19 protein-coding genes are annotated in these 16,182 nt (G+C 64.8%); 9 read left to right on the forward strand and 10 right to left on the reverse strand.

Going from position 1 to position 16,182, the window contains the following annotated elements:
* Nucleotides 1-83: 83 nt before the first annotated feature.
* A complete protein-coding gene (locus ASF77_RS12445; RefSeq protein WP_056339508.1) occupies nucleotides 84-485 on the forward strand; it encodes a hypothetical protein in 402 nt (133 codons plus the stop codon).
* 287 nt (nucleotides 486-772) lie between these two features.
* On the opposite strand, the gene ASF77_RS12450 is transcribed toward ASF77_RS12445, so the two are convergent.
* Nucleotides 773-1,165, reverse strand: a complete 393-nt coding sequence (locus ASF77_RS12450; RefSeq protein WP_056339511.1) for a hypothetical protein — start codon at nucleotides 1,163-1,165, stop codon at nucleotides 773-775.
* A 164-nt stretch (nucleotides 1,166-1,329) separates the two neighbouring features.
* Nucleotides 1,330-1,791, reverse strand: coding sequence for a glycine zipper 2TM domain-containing protein (locus ASF77_RS12455; protein WP_056339514.1), 462 nt, complete (start codon nucleotides 1,789-1,791; stop codon nucleotides 1,330-1,332).
* 187 nt (nucleotides 1,792-1,978) lie between these two features.
* Between ASF77_RS12455 and ASF77_RS12460 the strand changes: the two genes are divergently transcribed.
* The 3 genes from ASF77_RS12460 to ASF77_RS12470 are packed head-to-tail and all read left to right on the forward strand — an operon-like array spanning nucleotide 1,979 to nucleotide 4,286.
* Nucleotides 1,979-2,605, forward strand: coding sequence for a hypothetical protein (locus ASF77_RS12460; RefSeq protein WP_229445413.1), 627 nt, complete (start codon nucleotides 1,979-1,981; stop codon nucleotides 2,603-2,605).
* A 60-nt stretch (nucleotides 2,606-2,665) separates the two neighbouring features.
* Nucleotides 2,666-2,980 (forward strand): BON domain-containing protein, encoded by a 315-nt coding sequence (locus ASF77_RS12465; protein ID WP_056339522.1) that lies wholly within the window; start codon nucleotides 2,666-2,668, stop codon nucleotides 2,978-2,980.
* Between the two features lie 46 nt (nucleotides 2,981-3,026).
* Complete coding sequence (locus tag ASF77_RS12470) at nucleotides 3,027-4,286, forward strand: AI-2E family transporter (RefSeq protein WP_082493739.1); 1,260 nt, start codon at nucleotides 3,027-3,029, stop codon at nucleotides 4,284-4,286.
* A 126-nt stretch (nucleotides 4,287-4,412) separates the two neighbouring features.
* Here the strand turns inward: ASF77_RS12470 and ASF77_RS12475 are convergent, their stop codons facing one another.
* Nucleotides 4,413-5,327, reverse strand: coding sequence for a YihY/virulence factor BrkB family protein (locus ASF77_RS12475; protein ID WP_056339525.1), 915 nt, complete (start codon nucleotides 5,325-5,327; stop codon nucleotides 4,413-4,415).
* A 158-nt stretch (nucleotides 5,328-5,485) separates the two neighbouring features.
* Nucleotides 5,486-6,514 (reverse strand): OmpA family protein, encoded by a 1,029-nt coding sequence (locus ASF77_RS12480; protein ID WP_082493740.1) that lies wholly within the window; start codon nucleotides 6,512-6,514, stop codon nucleotides 5,486-5,488.
* Nucleotides 6,515-6,983: 469 nt separating this feature from the next.
* On the opposite strand from ASF77_RS12480, the gene ASF77_RS12485 reads away from it, so the two are divergent.
* From ASF77_RS12485 to phbB, 5 genes are all read left to right on the forward strand, one after another.
* Entirely contained in the window at nucleotides 6,984-7,589 is a 606-nt protein-coding gene (locus ASF77_RS12485; protein WP_056339530.1) for a winged helix-turn-helix domain-containing protein, read from the forward strand.
* A 245-nt stretch (nucleotides 7,590-7,834) separates the two neighbouring features.
* Nucleotides 7,835-8,584 (forward strand): glutathione peroxidase, encoded by a 750-nt coding sequence (locus tag ASF77_RS12490; protein WP_056339533.1) that lies wholly within the window; start codon nucleotides 7,835-7,837, stop codon nucleotides 8,582-8,584.
* 28 nt (nucleotides 8,585-8,612) lie between these two features.
* Entirely contained in the window at nucleotides 8,613-9,482 is an 870-nt protein-coding gene (locus ASF77_RS12495) for a zinc-dependent peptidase (RefSeq protein WP_056339536.1), read from the forward strand.
* Nucleotides 9,483-9,558: 76 nt separating this feature from the next.
* The gene (locus ASF77_RS12500) at nucleotides 9,559-10,113 is read left to right on the forward strand and encodes a glycine zipper domain-containing protein (protein ID WP_056340379.1); all 555 of its coding nucleotides are present in this window, start codon (nucleotides 9,559-9,561) and stop codon (nucleotides 10,111-10,113) included.
* A gap of 270 nt (nucleotides 10,114-10,383) precedes the next feature.
* Nucleotides 10,384-11,130: an acetoacetyl-CoA reductase gene (gene phbB, locus ASF77_RS12505; protein ID WP_056339539.1), complete on the forward strand. Its 747-nt coding sequence runs from the start codon at nucleotides 10,384-10,386 to the stop codon at nucleotides 11,128-11,130.
* Between the two features lie 16 nt (nucleotides 11,131-11,146).
* On the opposite strand, the gene ASF77_RS12510 is transcribed toward phbB, so the two are convergent.
* The 6 genes from ASF77_RS12510 to ASF77_RS12535 all read right to left on the reverse strand — a co-directional run bounded on the left by ASF77_RS12510 (nucleotide 11,147) and on the right by ASF77_RS12535 (nucleotide 16,002).
* Complete coding sequence (locus ASF77_RS12510; protein WP_056339541.1) at nucleotides 11,147-11,509, reverse strand: TraR/DksA family transcriptional regulator; 363 nt, start codon at nucleotides 11,507-11,509, stop codon at nucleotides 11,147-11,149.
* Nucleotides 11,510-11,669: 160 nt separating this feature from the next.
* Nucleotides 11,670-12,266 carry a hypothetical protein gene (locus tag ASF77_RS12515; RefSeq protein WP_229445415.1) on the reverse strand — a complete coding sequence of 199 codons (597 nt, stop codon included), beginning with the start codon at nucleotides 12,264-12,266 and terminating at the stop codon, nucleotides 11,670-11,672.
* A gap of 16 nt (nucleotides 12,267-12,282) precedes the next feature.
* Nucleotides 12,283-13,143, reverse strand: coding sequence for a hypothetical protein (locus tag ASF77_RS12520; protein ID WP_056339543.1), 861 nt, complete (start codon nucleotides 13,141-13,143; stop codon nucleotides 12,283-12,285).
* 98 nt (nucleotides 13,144-13,241) lie between these two features.
* The gene (locus ASF77_RS12525; protein WP_056339545.1) at nucleotides 13,242-13,607 is read right to left on the reverse strand and encodes a VOC family protein; all 366 of its coding nucleotides are present in this window, start codon (nucleotides 13,605-13,607) and stop codon (nucleotides 13,242-13,244) included.
* A 53-nt stretch (nucleotides 13,608-13,660) separates the two neighbouring features.
* A complete protein-coding gene (hyi, locus tag ASF77_RS12530; RefSeq protein WP_056339548.1) occupies nucleotides 13,661-14,461 on the reverse strand; it encodes a hydroxypyruvate isomerase in 801 nt (266 codons plus the stop codon).
* A 134-nt stretch (nucleotides 14,462-14,595) separates the two neighbouring features.
* Nucleotides 14,596-16,002, reverse strand: a complete 1,407-nt coding sequence (locus tag ASF77_RS12535) for a DEAD/DEAH box helicase (RefSeq protein ID WP_056339551.1) — start codon at nucleotides 16,000-16,002, stop codon at nucleotides 14,596-14,598.
* Nucleotides 16,003-16,182: the final 180 nt, after the last annotated feature.

A 16,182-nucleotide genomic window follows, 5' to 3' on the forward strand; every position in this document is an offset into this window, starting at 1 on the left:
TATCGAGCGTGCGAAAAAAGCGCCAGGGCAAGGCGATGCAACGCAGCCATGAGTTTTTTTCACACGCGCACAGGGGAGAAACCATGCAACATCACGATCACCATAAAGACCATAAGGACGAGCCTACAGGCTTGGCCGGCCACAAGCACAGCACGGATCCTGTCAAGCGAAAGGCCGAGCTGCTGCGCGAGGGCGAGTTCTACCGTGCCGGCGTCACCTACGCAAAGGCACAGGTAAAGCACGGCGCGCGGCCCGAAGTCATGCTACATTCTGCACTAGACCACGCGACGTGGGCATTGCGGGCACGAGCTGATGCTCTGCTGAAACCCACGGGCACGAGTGTCTCGGTGCTGCTGCCGTACGCGATGACCGCATTCAATTTCGTGCGTCAACGCCGAATGGGCAAGCAGGCCCTGGCGGGCGCAGTGCTGATGGGCGTCGCAAGCTGGTACATGAAGAAGCGGCGCGCGCAGCGCGAAGTCTGAAGGGTCTGGTGACGGCCAGCGCCGTCGCCGGCTCGCATGTTCCGGCGTGGCGGCCCAGGCTGCCATCCGGGCAGTTTTCCGGTAGCGCAATCGAACTGGTTGCCGCTACCGAATGCGTTTATACGGAAGCGGTTTCATCAAGACGAAACGGTTTTCGCCAGGTTCTGGAATGAACCTGAAGGCCACGAATATGGTGGGGCTTGAGCGGCGTCGCAATCATTGATTGGACGCCGTCTTTTTTTGTCGCTCCGCTTGCGGTGCGGCCCCGCGGCCGCGAACATAGCGGGCTAGCGTGTCTGCGTTCCCGCCTTCACACCGGCCTCGGCGCGCGCCGTCGCCATCTCTTCCTTCCAGGTGTCTTGCGCCGCCTTCAGGCAGCCCTGGCGCTCGGCCGCCGGGCCCTGGCGGCAGGCGTTCTTCGCCTCGTCGAGCGCGGCGCCGATTTCCTTCTGGCGCGTTCGCCAGCGCTCGGTCGCGGTCGCGTCCTCGCGATGCCAGCGCGCCGGATCGCCCTGGGCGATTTCGCGCGCCTGCTTGCTGGCCGCGGCCGGTGCGACCATGGCGTCGTTGCTCTGCTGCGCGGCGGGCGCAGCGGCGTCCGTGCTCTGCGCCGTGGCGAACCCGGCGGCAGCGGCCAGCAGCGCGGCGGCGATGTGCTTCATAGCGGCTTGGTGCTTCATCATGACCTCCACGAAATGAAACGGGCCGGCAAAGCCGGCCCGTCGATGCTTCAGGCAATGTCGACAACGCAGCGGTCAGTGCTGCGGCGCACCCGGCATGGCGCCCGATACGAACTGCGCAAACCTGTCACGGCTGCGTCGCTCACACTGGCCGGTAGCGGCGATCAGTAACGGTAGACGCGGCCGTCGACCAGGCGCACGCGGTTGCCCACGCGCAGGTCGTAGACGCTGTCCTGCACCACGGTGCGGTATTCGCCGTTATCCATGCGCACGTTGACCTGGTACATCTCCTGGCCGGTGCCGCCATTGCGGTTCTTTTCGATGGCGTTGCCTGCCAGGGCGCCACCGACGCCGCCGGCCACCGTAGCGGCGGTACGGCCGCTGCCGCTGCCGACCTGATTGCCGACCAGTGCACCCACCACGGCGCCGGCAAGGGCGCCGCCGCCGCTGGTGCGGTTTTCGGCCTGGGTCACCTGGATCGATTCGATGGTGCCGTAGCCCATCGACGCAGTGCTGTTGTAGCCACCGTTATAGCCGCTGGTATTGTAGGACGGCGAGCTGGCGCAGCCCGAGAGCAGGGCGGCGGCGGCAACTGCTGCGGCGGCGAGGGTGCGTGGTGCTTTCATATTGTTCTCCTGGCAAAAAGTGTGAGTCAAGAATACGAGCCCGATGTCCGCGGGTCTGTGCGATGACGCACTCTTCGTTGCCAGATTAATATTATCGATCCGACATTACCCGTTGTGTTCGACAGCGAACAGAGAGGGATGCCCGATCGGCGTAAAACATCATGGAGGTCACAAGGAGAACAACAATATGACAACCAAACTGAGAAACGTCCACGCATTACTCATCATCGGCGCGGCTCTGCTGTGGTCGGCTCACAGCCGCGCACAGACGACCGTACAAACGACCGCGCCTACAGCGGCCCAGCCCGCCGCGCAGCCGGTGCTGCAGGCCACGACCGTGCCCGACGCCAAGACCGCCTATAACACGGCGCGCGACATGGCCGCCGCCAATTACAAGGCGGCGCGGGCGCGCTGCGACACCGTCACCGGCAACCCGCGCGAGGTCTGCGTGGCCGAAGCCAAGGCCGAGCGCGTGCGGGTCGAGGAAGAGGCGGGCGCCGCCTACAAGAATACTCTGAAGGCCTACACCCAGGCGCGCATGCGCATCGCCGACGCGAATTACGACCGCGACAAGGCGCGCTGCGGCGCGGTGACGGGCAACGACCGCGACGTGTGCATCAAGCAGGCCAAGGCGACGCTGATCGCCGCCCGGGCCGATGCCACGGCAGATCGCAAGATGATCGAAGCGCGCAGCAATGCGCGTGAAGACAAACTGACGGCGGAATACCGGGTCGCACTCGAAAAGTGCGACGCGTTTGCCGGCGCGGCGAAAGACCAGTGCGTCGACGCCGCAAAAACCGCGTACGGCAAGTAACGTACCGGACTCGCTCATTCGAGCACATTGACTTTGACCATCGATAGAAAGGGATACATCATGAAAATCACCCAACGTCTCGCCACCGCCGTGTTCACCGGCGCACTCGCCTTCACCATGGTCGGCTGCGCTTCGGGCCCTCAGCGCGAAAGCGCCGGCGAATACGTCGACGACAGCGTCATCACCGCCAAGGTGAAGGCCGCCTTCGCTGCCGATCCAACCGTAAAAGCGACGGAAATCAATGTCGAGACCTTCAAGGGCGACGTCCAGCTGTCGGGCTTCGTGGCCCAGCCGGGCGATGCGCAGCGCGCAGTCGAAGTCGCGCGCGGCATCAAAGGTGTAACCTCGGTGAAGAACGACATCCGCGTGAAATAATCCCCGCCACCGGGCGGCGGTGCGGCAACCTACATTTGGCAAACACATGCAACTCGCCAGTCCTGGCTCTGCTTCCGCCGAGCCGAACAATTCCGCCGCCCCGGAGGCACAGCCGGTCATCGTCGACGACCTGACCGGCGCCGCCCAGCCGGAGCTCGCCTCCGGCGCGGGCGACATCACCCTGCAATCAGGCGCGCTGCGCCTGCCCATCCACGTCAATGCGCGCGGCCTGTCGCTGGGCATCCTGGCCACCGTCGCCTTCGTGTTCTCGTTGCAATGGGCGCAAAAATTCTTCGTGCCGCTTCTGCTCGGCATTTTCATCGCCTACACGCTCAGCCCCGTCGTGCGCTGGCTGGAGCGCATCCACATCAAGCGCGTCATCGGCGCCACCCTGGTCACGGCCATCCTGATCGGCGGACTCGGCGCCACCATGCTGCGCCTGCAGGACGAATTCTTCAACATCATCGACGAGCTGCCGACGCTCACCCAAAAGGTCACCAAGCTGATGACCAGCGCCATCAGCGGGCAGGGCTCGACCATCGAGCAGATGCAGAAGGCCGCCGCCGAGATCGAGAAGGCCACGGCCAGCGTCGGCCAGAACAAGGACGCGCGCCTGATCCAGCGCCGCCCGACCCTGTCGCAGCCCTCGTCGCCGGCCTTCCGCATCACCGACTGGCTGCTGGCCGGCTCGGTGGGCCTGGCCGCCTTCATTACCCAGGCGACGATGGTGCTCTTCCTCGTCTTCTTCCTCCTGCTGGCGGGGGATACCTTCAAGCGCAAGCTGGTCAAGCTGACCGGGCCCTCGCTGACGCGCAAGAAGGTCACCGTGCACATCCTGGACGACATCAACACCTCGATCCAGAACTACATGTTCATGCTGCTGGTAACGAATATCCTGCTGGCGCTCCTGATGTGGGTCGCCCTGCGCGCGATTGGCCTCGAGAACGCCGGCGCCTGGGCCATCTTCGCTGGCGTCGCCCACATCATGCCGTACTTCGGGCCGCTCCTGATCACGGTCGCCACCGGCCTGGTGGCCTTTCTCCAGTTCGAATCGGTGCGCATGGTGATCCTGGTGGCGGGCGCCTCGATGGGCATCGCCACCCTGGTCGGCATGGTCGTCACGACCTGGATGACCGGCAAGATCGCCAAGATGAACCCGGCCGCGGTGTTTGTCAGCCTGCTGTTCTGGGGTTGGCTGTGGGGCATGTGGGGCTTGCTGCTGGGGGTGCCGGTGGTCGTCATTTTGAAGACCGTGGCGGAGCGGGTAGAGGGGATGGAAGTGATTGCGGAGTTGTTGGGAGAATAGTCGTCGGGTGTTCAAGGGCAGGTAACGCGTGGGCATGCCCACGCGTTACCGATTAACATCGACGACGTAAAAAACGGCGCGGACTCTTTCGAATCCGCGCCGTTTCTTTTTCATCATCCCGCTGAATCACGCCATCCGCTTGACGTTCTTCGCCCCCGTCTCATGCCCCGGCTTGTGCCGCAAGCTCCCCAGCTGCAGCGCATACTGGCGGGCGAACTCGGCGCCGAGGAAGAAGATCTGGGCCGAGTAATACACCCACAGCAGCAGGGCGATCAGCGATCCGGCCGCGCCGAAGCTGCTGGCGGCGCCGCTGTTGCCGATGTATAGGCCGATGAGGAATTTACCCAGGGTGAACATGGCCGCGGTGCCGAGGGCGCCGATGGTCACGTCGTGCCAGGACAGCTTGATGCGCGGCAGCAGCTTGTAGATCGTGCCGAACATCGTCGCGATGACCAGGAAACCGATGCACGAAGACACCCAGCCCAGGATCACGGCCGAGTCTTTCCACATACCGCCGAGATAGTTCTCGACCACGGCCATTGCCGCGCTGATCACCAGCGACACCAGCAGCAGGAAACCCAGCACCAGGATCAGGCCGAAGGAAAGCACGCGCGTGCGCACGATGTCCCACCAGCCCGCATCTTTCGGCGCCGGCACGTCCCAGATCTCGTCGAGACTGTCCTTCAGCTCGGCGAACACGCTGGTGGCGCCGATCAGCAGCAGCACGGTGGCGATGATGGTGGCGATGCGGCCGCTTTCCTTGTCCTGGGCACCCGCCAGAATGGCCTGGATCGTCTCCGCCCCTTCCTTGCCGACCAGGCCGCGCAGTTCATTGAGCAATTGCCCTTGGGCTGCTTCCGCGCCGTAGAAGAAGCCGGCGACGGCGATGACCAGCACCAGGATCGGCGCCATCGAGAACAGCGTATAAAAGGCGAGGGCGGCGCCCTTGCTGGCGGCACGGTGTGCCAGCCATTCCGTGACCGCGCACTTCATGATGTGGACAATCTGGCGCGAATACGGGAACCACTGTTTTTTATCCATACCGATCCTCCAGATAAAGAAAAAGGGGCACCAGGCCCCTCCGATGCGATCGCGCCGTCGGGAGTTTCCCGAGCAACGCGGCATTCAGCATGAGCGAAGTACCCCTTCGAGTTCCAGACACCGCTGCGCTGCGAAGCGCAGCGGTGACCGGATCCAGATTACTGGACGCGCTTTTCGATCGTGATCTGCTCGACCTCGACGCGGCGGTTCGGTTCCAGGCACTGGATCAGAGCGGCGCGGTTCTTCTCGGTGCAGTTCACGACCGGGTTGGCTTCGCCCTTGCCGTAGGCTTTCAGGCGGCCGCCGTCGACACCCTTGCTGACCAGGTATTCACGCACAGCATCGGCGCGGCGCTGCGACAGCTTCAGGTTGTACTTGTCCGAACCCAGGCGGTCGGTGTAGCCGGTGATGTCGACGTCGGTGATGCTCGGGTCGGCTTGCAGGGCTGCTGCGATCTCGTCGAGGCGCGGTGCCGGCATGACCAGCGTGGCCTTGTCGAATTCGAACATCTTGGTCGCCGACAGGGTGACCTTCTCGAAGCGTGCCGGTGGCGGCGCGACCGGTGCCGGTGCCGGCGCAGGCGCCGGTGCCTCGACGACCGGTGCCGGTGCCGGTGCTGGCGCGGCTGCCACTGGCGGCGGGTTGAACGCGTAGTTCAGGCCGACGGTGACGTACTTGTTGTTGCTGCGGCTGAAGCCGTACAGCTCGTCGTGGCGCAGGAAGCCGCGTACCGAGCGGATGTCCGCCTGCAGCGACAGCTGCGGGGTCAGGCTGGCCTGGACGCCGACGCCTGCGGTCAGGTAAGGGGAGTTCTTGCTCACGCGGCGGATCGTGTTTTCGACCTTGTCACGCTCGACACCTGCGCCAACCAGCACGAATGGACGGACTTTCGAGCGCGACAGCATCAGCAGCGCATCGGCACCGACGACGGTCTGACGGTAACGGGCGGCACCTTCTTCGGTACGCACGTGGGTGGCGCCAAACTGGATGTCCAGGTGTTGATTGACGGCCTTACCGAATTTCAGACCACCGCCCCAATCGCGATCGTCCACGCCGAAGTCCGCGTCAGGCTTCACGCCGACGACGCTTGGCTGAATGTACCAGGACGGGTTGATTTCTTGAGCCAGCGTGGAGCCGGCGGCGCAGAACATGGCGGCGGCCAGGGCGATCTTCTTCGTATTGTTCACAGGAAACTCCCATAAGTTGAAAAGGTAGGGTGACATCGCGTGCTTTGCAGTGATGTTGGAGTGAAGAATACGAGGGCGGGTTCCCGAGGGTCGGTGCGCTAGCGCACCTACTAATACTGATGAGTGACGGATTTACAACGTTATAAAGGAGCTAATTTTATGCCGACTATATAAAGGGGTGAGAAATGGAGAGATTTCTGGGCATAATTATTCTTAAATAAAGTTTGTTAAAAATCGTTGTATTTAAACGACAACTGACGAGTTTGCAACGGAATCATGACTTACCCCAAGGATATGTTTAACAAAATGCTTCGAGGAATTTTGCCAATGTGGGCTGGCGCACAGACCGGCCGTGCTGACGCAGGCAATCTTGAGGTCAGTTAAGCGGAACCCGAGGTGTTGTCAGAGTGTCAGACCACACACAGCGACCCGGACCTCCCAGTCTCTCTCTTTATTGGAGTACACCAACATGCATGCAACGACTCATCACAACGCGGTGCAAAGCGACATTGGCGCTACGCACACTTCCAGCAATTCAGCGCTGATCGAACGCGTCCCGCCGCAGCCAACCGAACGTGCGCCCATTTCGCTGGCGCCGATCGAGCGCGTGCGGTCGACTTCTGCCACGCAGCGTCGGATCGAGAACATGCAAAAGCTGATCAACGAATTGTCGACCCACGAGATGCTGGCCGACGAAATCGCCTGGTTCCTGAAGTTTTCGCCATCGGGCGCCCGCAAGTACATCCGCGACCTGCGCGAAGCCGGCGTCATCGAACTGGCACGCTACATCGAAGGCACCGCCACCTACCTGGGCAAGGCCGTCTACCAGATCTGCCCTGATCAAGAGCGCGTGAAGGCATTCCTCGCCGCCATCTGCCAGCCGAAGCGCGAAGGCGTTGCCCCGCGCAAGGAACGTCCAGGCCTGCGCGAGCAGAGCATGGCCGGCAGCGGCCGCCACTTCCACATCCTGGCCGACGACACCCACTACGCCATCCGCGTGAATCGCAGCCCGGTCACCCGCGATCCGCTGGTCGCCGCCCTGTTCGGCCCGGCGCCTAGCCAGATCGGCAAGTAATGAGCCTCTGACGGAGAGGCGCGCCGGTGGAGACCCGACGCGCTTTTCCGTAATCGACGATCGCTGTCGTCATGCATTCGCCGCGCATTGCGCGGCGTTTGTCGTTTACGTCCCTTGCGCCCGTCGCCTGAGGAAAGGGGCAACATTGAAAACCCGGCAACAGGCCCCACCTGCGGGCGAAACGGCGCGACTACCCCATCCTCCGCCGCATCCGCCGTATCCGATCAATCTGCCAAGGAGTCCCCATGCTGCCAACCGCCGAATCACTCGAAGGCCAAGCCGTCCCGCAAGTCACGTTCAAGGCCCGCGTCGACAACGTGTGGCGCGACCTCAGTACCGACGAGCTGTTCAAGGGCAAGACCGTGGTCGCGTTCTCGCTGCCGGGCGCCTACACCCCCACCTGCTCCTCGACCCACCTGCCACGCTTCAACGAACTGGCGCCGGTGTTTCGCGACAACGGCATCGACGACATCCTCTGCTTTTCCGTTAACGACGCCTTCGTGATGAACGAATGGAAGCAGGGCCAGGAAGCGGACGACATCCACTTCGTCCCGGACGGCAATGGCGACTTCGCGCGCGGCATGGGCATGCTGGTCGACAAGCGCTCGCTCGGCTTCGGCATGCGCTCCTGGCGCTATTCGATGCTGGTGCGCGACGGCATCATCGAAAAGGTCTTCATCGAGGACGAGGGCGACGATGACGACGATCCGTTCAAGGTGTCCGACGCCGACACCATGCTGCGCCATATCAATCCGGAAGCGCGCGCGCCCGAGCCCATCGTGATGTTTTCGCGGCCGGGCTGTCCTTTCTGCGCGCGCGCCAAGGCGGCGCTGAAGGAACGCCGTCTGCGCTATACCGATATTTCGCAGGATCAGAAGATCAATACCAGCGTGCTGCGCGCGGTCAGCGGGCGCATGACCTGGCCCCAGGTGTTCATCGGCGGGCGCCTGATCGGCGGCGCCGACGAGCTGGACGCGCACCTGGCGGGCGCGTGAACCGGCATCTTCATACGGGAGCGGTGTGATGGAGGCATTGTTGACCGTCTCAGGCCTGGTGGCCGCGGGCCTGCTGGCCTGGGGTGTGCCACGCTGGCGTCTGCACCGCGCCCTGGCGCGTCCGCTGGCCGCCGCCGAGCTCGCGATCCTGGAACGCAACGTGACCCAGTACCGGGCGATGGAGCCGCCCCAGCGCGCCCGGCTCGAGCATCTGGTGCGGCGCTTCCTGCACGAGAAGACCTTCGTCGGCTGCGCGGGGCTGGAAATCACCGACGAGATGCGCATGACGATCGCCGGCCAGGCCTGCCTGCTGTTGATGGGCACGCGCGGCGACGCCGTGTATCCGACCCTGAACGCGGTGCTGGTCTACCCCGGCGCCTTCCTGGTGCCGCGGCGCCAGGTGGACGAGGCGGGCGTGGTCACCGAGGAGCGCCAGGATCTGCTGGGCGAATCCTGGGGCGACGGCCGCGTGATCCTGTCCTGGGATCATGTGCGCCGCGCCGGCATGACCGATGCGCCTTCGCATAACGTCGTATTGCATGAATTCGCGCACCAGCTCGACAGCGAATCGGGCAGCACCAACGGCGCGCCCTACCTGGGCAGCCAGGAGCGCTACCGCAGCTGGTCGGAAGTGCTCTCGCGCGACTTCGCCGCCCTGCGCCACGACGCCTGGTTCGGTCACGAGGGCGTGCTCGACCATTATGGCGCGACCAATCCGGCCGAGTTCTTCGCGGTGGCCACCGAGGCCTATTTCGAGCAGCCGCATCGCCTGGCCGCGCGCCATCCGGCGCTGTACGAGGAATTCCTGAAGTATTACCGGGTCGATCCGCGCGCCTGGCAGGCGGCGCCGGCGCCGGAGCCGGAATTCGTCGGCGTCTCCTATGGCCAGTGGCAATAGGCTGCGTGCGTTTGCGTACAGAGGATGCAGCCCAGCAGGAGCATGCTTTGGGTAACCAACAATGCAGGAGACCTTCATGTCCATCATCATCGCAGGGCATTTTCAAACCCAGGACGAAGCCGACGCCGCCTCCCAGGCGCTGGCCCAGGCCGGCTTCAGCCGCGAACGCCTCAGCACTTTCTACCTGAGCCAGGCCGGCCAGCACGACATCACGCCGATCGGCGGCGACAACCAGCTCTCGCCGGGCGCCAAGGAAACGCCGGCCGGCGTGGTGCAGGGCCACCTGACGGGCGGCGCGGTCGGCGCCATCGTCGGCGCCGCCACCGCACCGGTGACCGGCCCGGCGGGCCCGATCGTCGGCGGCCTGGTCGGGGCGCACGTGGGTTCGCTGTTCAGCTTCAGCAAGATGAAGGAGGCGGGCGAGGGCGAAGAGGGCGGCCGCGCACCGGTCGAGCAGCGCAAGGCCGGCATGCTGGTGGCCGTCGCGTTCGACGAGGCCGGCGACGAGTCCCGCGCCGTGGACGTGTTCCGCCGCCTGGGCGCCGTTCAGATCGAACGTGCGCGCGGGAATATCGCCAACGGCGATTGGGCCGATTTCGACGCCTCGCAGCCGCCCGATATCATCCATTAAGCGGTTGGAGCCTCGATAAACCTACTGCGCGTCGTATTTTTGCCCTGCGATGCTCGCTGTACGTTCGTACAGCGAGCATTACCGCCTTGGCGGCTTGGACAAAACTCCTTCCGTTCGCCACGGTTTCTCAAGGCTCCGTTACGAACAGGCCTTTCAACAAAAACAAGCCAACTCCATTCTTTTAAACTTGATCCATGTCAAAGGCGAAATTGACCTGCCTCCTAGACTTGTCGCTTTCGGCCACACGGCCGTTCATGACAAGGGGAAAACATGGAAAAGAACAAGGTTGCGCTGGTAACGGGCGGAATGGGCGGACTCGGCACGGCACTGTGCCGGCAGCTCGCGGATGCGGGCTGCACGGTGGCGCTCACCTATTCGCCGTCGAATCCCTCGCCCGAAGGCTGGCTCGCCGCCCAGCGCGACGAGGGCTACCGCTTCCGTGCCTGGCGTCTCGACGTCACCGACGACCGTGCCTGCGCAGCCATGATGGCCGGCCTGCTCGACGAACTCGGCCGCATCGACGTCCTGGTGAATAATGCCGGCATCACACGCGACGCCAGCCTGCGCAAGATGACGCTGGAAGACTGGCACGACGTGCTGCGCACCAACCTCGACAGCGTGTTCCACATGAGCCGCCAGGCCGTCGGCCCAATGACGGCGCAGCGCTGGGGCCGCGTCATCAATATCTCTTCGGTCAACGCCAACGGCGGCGCCTACGGCCAGACGAATTACGCGGCCGCCAAGGCCGGCATGCACGGCTTCACCAAGGCGCTGGCGCTGGAAACGGCGCGCCACGGCGTGACCGTGAACACTGTCTCGCCCGGCTACCTGCGTACCAAAATGGTCGAGGCAATGCCGCAGGAAATCATGCAGAACAAGATCCTGCCGCAGATTCCCTTGGGCCGGCTGGGCGAACCGGAAGAGGTGGCCGCATTGGTGGCTTACCTGGTGTCGGACGCCGCCGCCTTCATCACCGGTGCCGACATCGCGATCAATGGCGGCCACCACATGCGCTGACGATCCGGCCCGACATTCAACGCTTCTCCATGCGCGTCTGGCAGCCGATGCACAGGCGCGCCTCGGGCCGCGCCTGCAGGCGCGAAAAACCGATGTCGCCGCCGCATTCCTCGCAGGAGCCATAGCTGCCGTCCTCGAACTTCGCCAGCGCCTGGCGCAGCACCTGCATGCGCGCCGCGTGGTGGCCGGCGGCCTCGAGGGCGAGGTCGTTCAGCAGGCGTACGGTGGCCTTGTCGGCAGGGGAGGTTTCGACCTCGGAGACCGGCAGGTCGTGCGCGCCGTTCGCCGCATCGGGATCCTCGGTGCGGCTGAGCGCCGCCAGCTGAGCGGCGAGCGCGGCGCGCAACTGGGCCAGCTGGCCGGCGTCGAGGGCTGCCATGGACGCACCCGGACGTCTAGGAATGCGCGGCACAATGCCGCGCGGATGGCCGAAGCCGGAAGATGGCGTTCATTGCGCGCTCCCACATGAACCTGTAGGCGCAGTGTAGCGCGATGCGCGGCCCATGAACATGGGCGCACGCGTGCGCTTTGGGGGGAGGTCAGGCCGGCTTGGCGGGCGCGCGGTGGGTGTCGATCGCCTTGATTTGCGTGTGGATCTTGTCGAGCGCCGTGATGACCGAGGCCGCCTGTCCGGTCGCCGCCGCGCCTGCCAGGTGCAGCAGGCCCGCCACCAGGCCCGTCACGTCGCCGATCAGGGCGATCTTGCGGATCTTTTCGGCCGCCGCCGTGGTCAGCGCCACCACGCCCTGCTGCGACTTGCCAAGCGACTTGACGACATAGGTGGCGGCGTCTGCATACAGGCCGTTGGCGCGCTGGCGCAGCAGCAGCTCGTCTTCGAGCAGGGCGCGCGCGGCGGCCTGCACATGGGCCGGGACGACCCCGCCGTCGTAGGCGCGGATGTCGCGCATGATGCGTTCGTGCAGCCCGTCGGCGCAGGCGGACAACTGGTCGGCCAGTTCGACGATCTGGGCCACGCTGGCCAGGCCGCCGTTGCCGGCCGGCGCCGTGCGGGCGACCGTCTCATTGACCGTTGCGGCCTTTGCCGCGCCCCCGGTAACGCTGCCGGCTACCGCGCCGGCGAAGGCGTCGATCGCCATGTCGGTTGCGTCGCCTGCTGGTTTCTTGTCGCTCGCCATGCTGCCTCCCTGAAGATCATTCGCCCGCGAGGCCTTCGCGGATCATCCGCAGGTCGCGTCCATAATTGCCGAGCATGCGCTTGACGTCCTCCTGCGTCAGCTTGTGCAGGTTTTCGCGCAGCTTCTGGTGCCCGAGCGCCACCTTGGTCAGTCCCTGCAAGGCCAGGTCGTAGCGGCGGTCGATCAGTTTGTATTCGCTCGCCTTGTTCAGGTAGTGCACCTTGGCCAGGGTGACGAGCATGCGTTCGTTATTACCCTTGGTAAAAGGCAGCTCGACATCGAAAATGCCGAGCACGGTCTTCTTTTCATTCTCGTTGGTCTTGTAGTAGAGGCGGGTGAGCGAAATCATCGCCTCTAGCAGGATCTGGACGTCGGCGTCGCTGTCGCGCACCATGGTCTCGACGCTGCGGTTCTGGTAGCCCGAGGCGATCACCCGCGTCAGCAGACGCGTCAGGCCCGTGTAGGCGGCGACGTGGCGCTGCTGCAGGCCTGACTCGGCATTCGCTTTCAGGCCGTTGCCCAGGTCGTCGATCCGTTCCGTGAGGTCGTAGCGGGTGTCGCCGGCCAGCAGGCTCAGCGTTTGCATGTAAAGCACCAGCGCCTTTTGCACGCTGACGAAATCCTCGTAGACGGCGCGCCGCTTGGCGTCGTTTTCGCGCGCCAATTTGTCCGCGGACGCGGGCAGATAGGGTTGTTCGCGCTCATAGGTGTCGCGGTAGCGGCGCGAAAGTTCGCCATAGCCGCCGAGCTTGGCCGAGGCTTCGGCGAATTCGCGCACTTCGACCAGGCTGACCGGGCCGCCGGTGGAGGCACAGCCTCCCAGCACGACGTTGAGCGCCAGTAGGCAGGCGGCGAGGCTAAGACGAAATGGGGTCATCGGATCCTCTCGAACGGGCAAAAGTGCCGGACGGAAAGACCCCATTTTGGCAAACGCCGCGCGCAGCGGCGTTGCATTGGATCAATTACTGCGCTGGATCAGCCGACCTTGCTATGGTCGAAATGGGGATTTTCGATGATACCGAACAGGTTGCCGTAGGGATCACGCACGGTGGCGACGCGAATGCCGTCGCCGACGTCCGCCAGCGGCGAATCGACCGTGGCGCCGAGCGCCTCCAGCCGCGCCAGCTCGGCGGCCGCATCCTGGGTGCCCCAATAGGCGGTGGCGCCCGCCGCACCCGGTATGCCATCGGGAATCAGGCCGAGTTCGAAACCGCCGACCTCGAAGCCGACATAGAAGGGCTGGTCGAAATAGGGCGCCTTTTCCAGCACCTGGCGGTACCAGCCGGTTGCCTCCTGGAGGTCGGTGACCGGATAAATGACGGTGCGCAGTCCCTGGATCATGCGGTTCTCCTCGTTTATAAAGAAGCAATAGTGCCGCAGCAGATCGGGCTTGTCTAGCCGTGGATCGGCGCCGGGGAAACCAGCGGATTGCCGCGCCAGCCGAGACCCTCGACCGTCCCGGCCGCCGGCGTGTATTCGCAACCGATCCAGCCGTCGTAGCCGAGCTCGTCGAGCACGCGGAACAGGTAAGGGAAATTGATTTCACCGGTTCCCGGTTCGTGGCGGCCCGGCACGTCGGCGATCTGGATGTGGCGGATCAGGGGCAGCAGCTCGCGGATGGTATTGGCCAGGTCGCCTTCCATGCGCTGGGCGTGGTAGACGTCGAACTGCAGGAACAGGTTGTCGACGGCGCATTCGCGGATGATGCCCGCTGCCTGGCGCGAGCCGGTCAGGAAATAGCCGGGCACGTCGCGGTCGTTGATCGGCTCGATCAGCAGGGCCAGGCCGCGTTCCTTCAGCGCCGCGGCGGCGAAGCGCAGGTTGGCGACATAGGTGGCGTGGGCGCGCGCGTGCGGCACGTTCGGCGGCAGGATGCCCGCCATGCAATGCAGTTGCTTGACGCCCAGTTCGTCGGCGTAATCGAGGGCCAGCTCGACGCTGTCCTGAAACTCGGCGATGCGGCGCGGGTCGCAAGCCATGCCACGGTCGCCGCCGGGCCAGTCGCCGGCCGGGAAATTGTGCAGCACGAGTTCGAGGCCATAGCGCGCCAGGCGCCCGGCGATCCACTCCGGTTCGCAGGCATAGGGGAACTGGAATTCGACGGCGTCGAACCCGGCTTCGCGCGCCGCGGCGAAGCGGTCGAGAAAGCTGAGCTCGGTGAACATCGTGCTCAGGTTGGCGGCGAATTTGGGCATGGCAGTCTCGAATGTTGTCAGACCGCTATCGTAGCACTGCGGCGCCGATGGCGCAGCCGCCCGCCAATCGTGCGAGGGCGAAAAAAAACAGCCCGGACATGCCGGGCTGTTTCGATGTGACAAGCGACTAAGGCTTAGCGCCCACGGCCACCCGTGCGCGGCGCGGATGCCGAACGGGGCGCACCGCCGGCGTTGCCGCCGCGGTTGCCGCCACCGCTCGATGCCGGACGGCCGCCGCCGCTACCGGCCGGACGCGAACCGCCCGCCGGCGCCGCCGCGCGCGGCTGGCCCTGGCCGCGGCCGCCGCCGTTGCCGCCTGGACGGCCGCCACGGTTGCCGTGCCCAGGCGCGCCGCTGCGCAGCTGGATCGGCTGGGCCTTGGCGTTCAGATCCGGCTCGAAGCCCGGAATCACGTGACGCGGCAGGGTCTGCTTGATCAGCTTCTCGATGTCTTTCAGCATCTGGTGCTCGTCGACGCAGACCAGCGATACGGCTTCGCCGGTGGCGCCGGCACGGCCGGTACGGCCGATGCGGTGCACGTAGTCTTCCGGCACGTTCGGCAGGTCGTAGTTGACCACGTGCGGCAGCTGGTCGATGTCGATGCCGCGTGCGGCGATGTCGGTCGCGACCAGCACCTGCAGGCTGCCGTCCTTGAACTCGGACAAGGCCTTGGTACGGGCGGTCTGGCTCTTGTTGCCGTGGATCGCCATCGCACCGATGCCGTCCTTGCCGAGCTGCTCGACCAGCTTGTTCGCGCCGTGCTTGGTGCGGGTGAACACCAGCACCTGGCTCCAGTCGTTTTCCTTGATCAGGTGCGACAGCATCGGATGCTTCTTGTCGCGGTCGACCGGGTGGATCTTCTGGGCGATGACTTCGACGGTCGAGTTGCGGCGCGCGACTTCGATCGACGCCGGGTTGTTCAGCAGTTTGTCGGCCAGGGCCTTGATCTCGTCCGAGAAGGTGGCCGAGAACAGCAGGTTCTGGCGCTTCGGCGGCAGCAGGGCCAGCACTTTCTTGATGTCATGGATGAAGCCCATGTCGAGCATGCGGTCGGCTTCGTCCAGGATCAGGATCTCGACCTTCGACAGGTCGACGGTGCGCTGGCCGGCGTGGTCGAGCAGGCGGCCCGGCGTGGCGACGAGCACGTCGACGCCGTGCTTCAGGAGCTTGATCTGCGGGTTGATGCCGACGCCGCCGAAGATCACGGCCGAGTTCAGGTTGGTGTACTTGCCGTACAGGCGCACGCTTTCCTCGACCTGGGCCGCCAGCTCGCGGGTCGGGGCCAGGATCAGGGCGCGGATCGCACGTGGCGAAGTCTTGCTTTTCTGTGCGGCGCCGACCGCGTCCGACGACAGGCGCTGCAGCAGCGGCAGGGTAAAGCCGGCGGTCTTGCCGGTGCCGGTCTGGGCGCCGGCCAGCAGGTCGCCGCCGCCGAGCACGGCCGGGATGGCTTGGGCTTGAATGGGCGTTGGCGTGGTGTAGCCTTGTTCAGCGACTGCACGAACGATGGCGTCGGACAGGCCGAGGGTAGCAAATGACATAGATTCTCTGGTGAGGTTGATTCCGCCGCCGGCGCAAGCGGCGCCAGGATCGGAAAGGGTGCGCGGCGCCGGATCACGCGCAAGGCGTGCTCATCCGACGAGCCGGAGCATTATAGTGATTTTGTTGCGCAGTGGAAATACTGATGAGGGTTGCCACCGTGCGCACTGCGGTCACGGCGG

This window comes from Massilia sp. Leaf139 (assembly GCF_001424165.1).
Classification (GTDB): domain Bacteria; phylum Pseudomonadota; class Gammaproteobacteria; order Burkholderiales; family Burkholderiaceae_D; genus Telluria.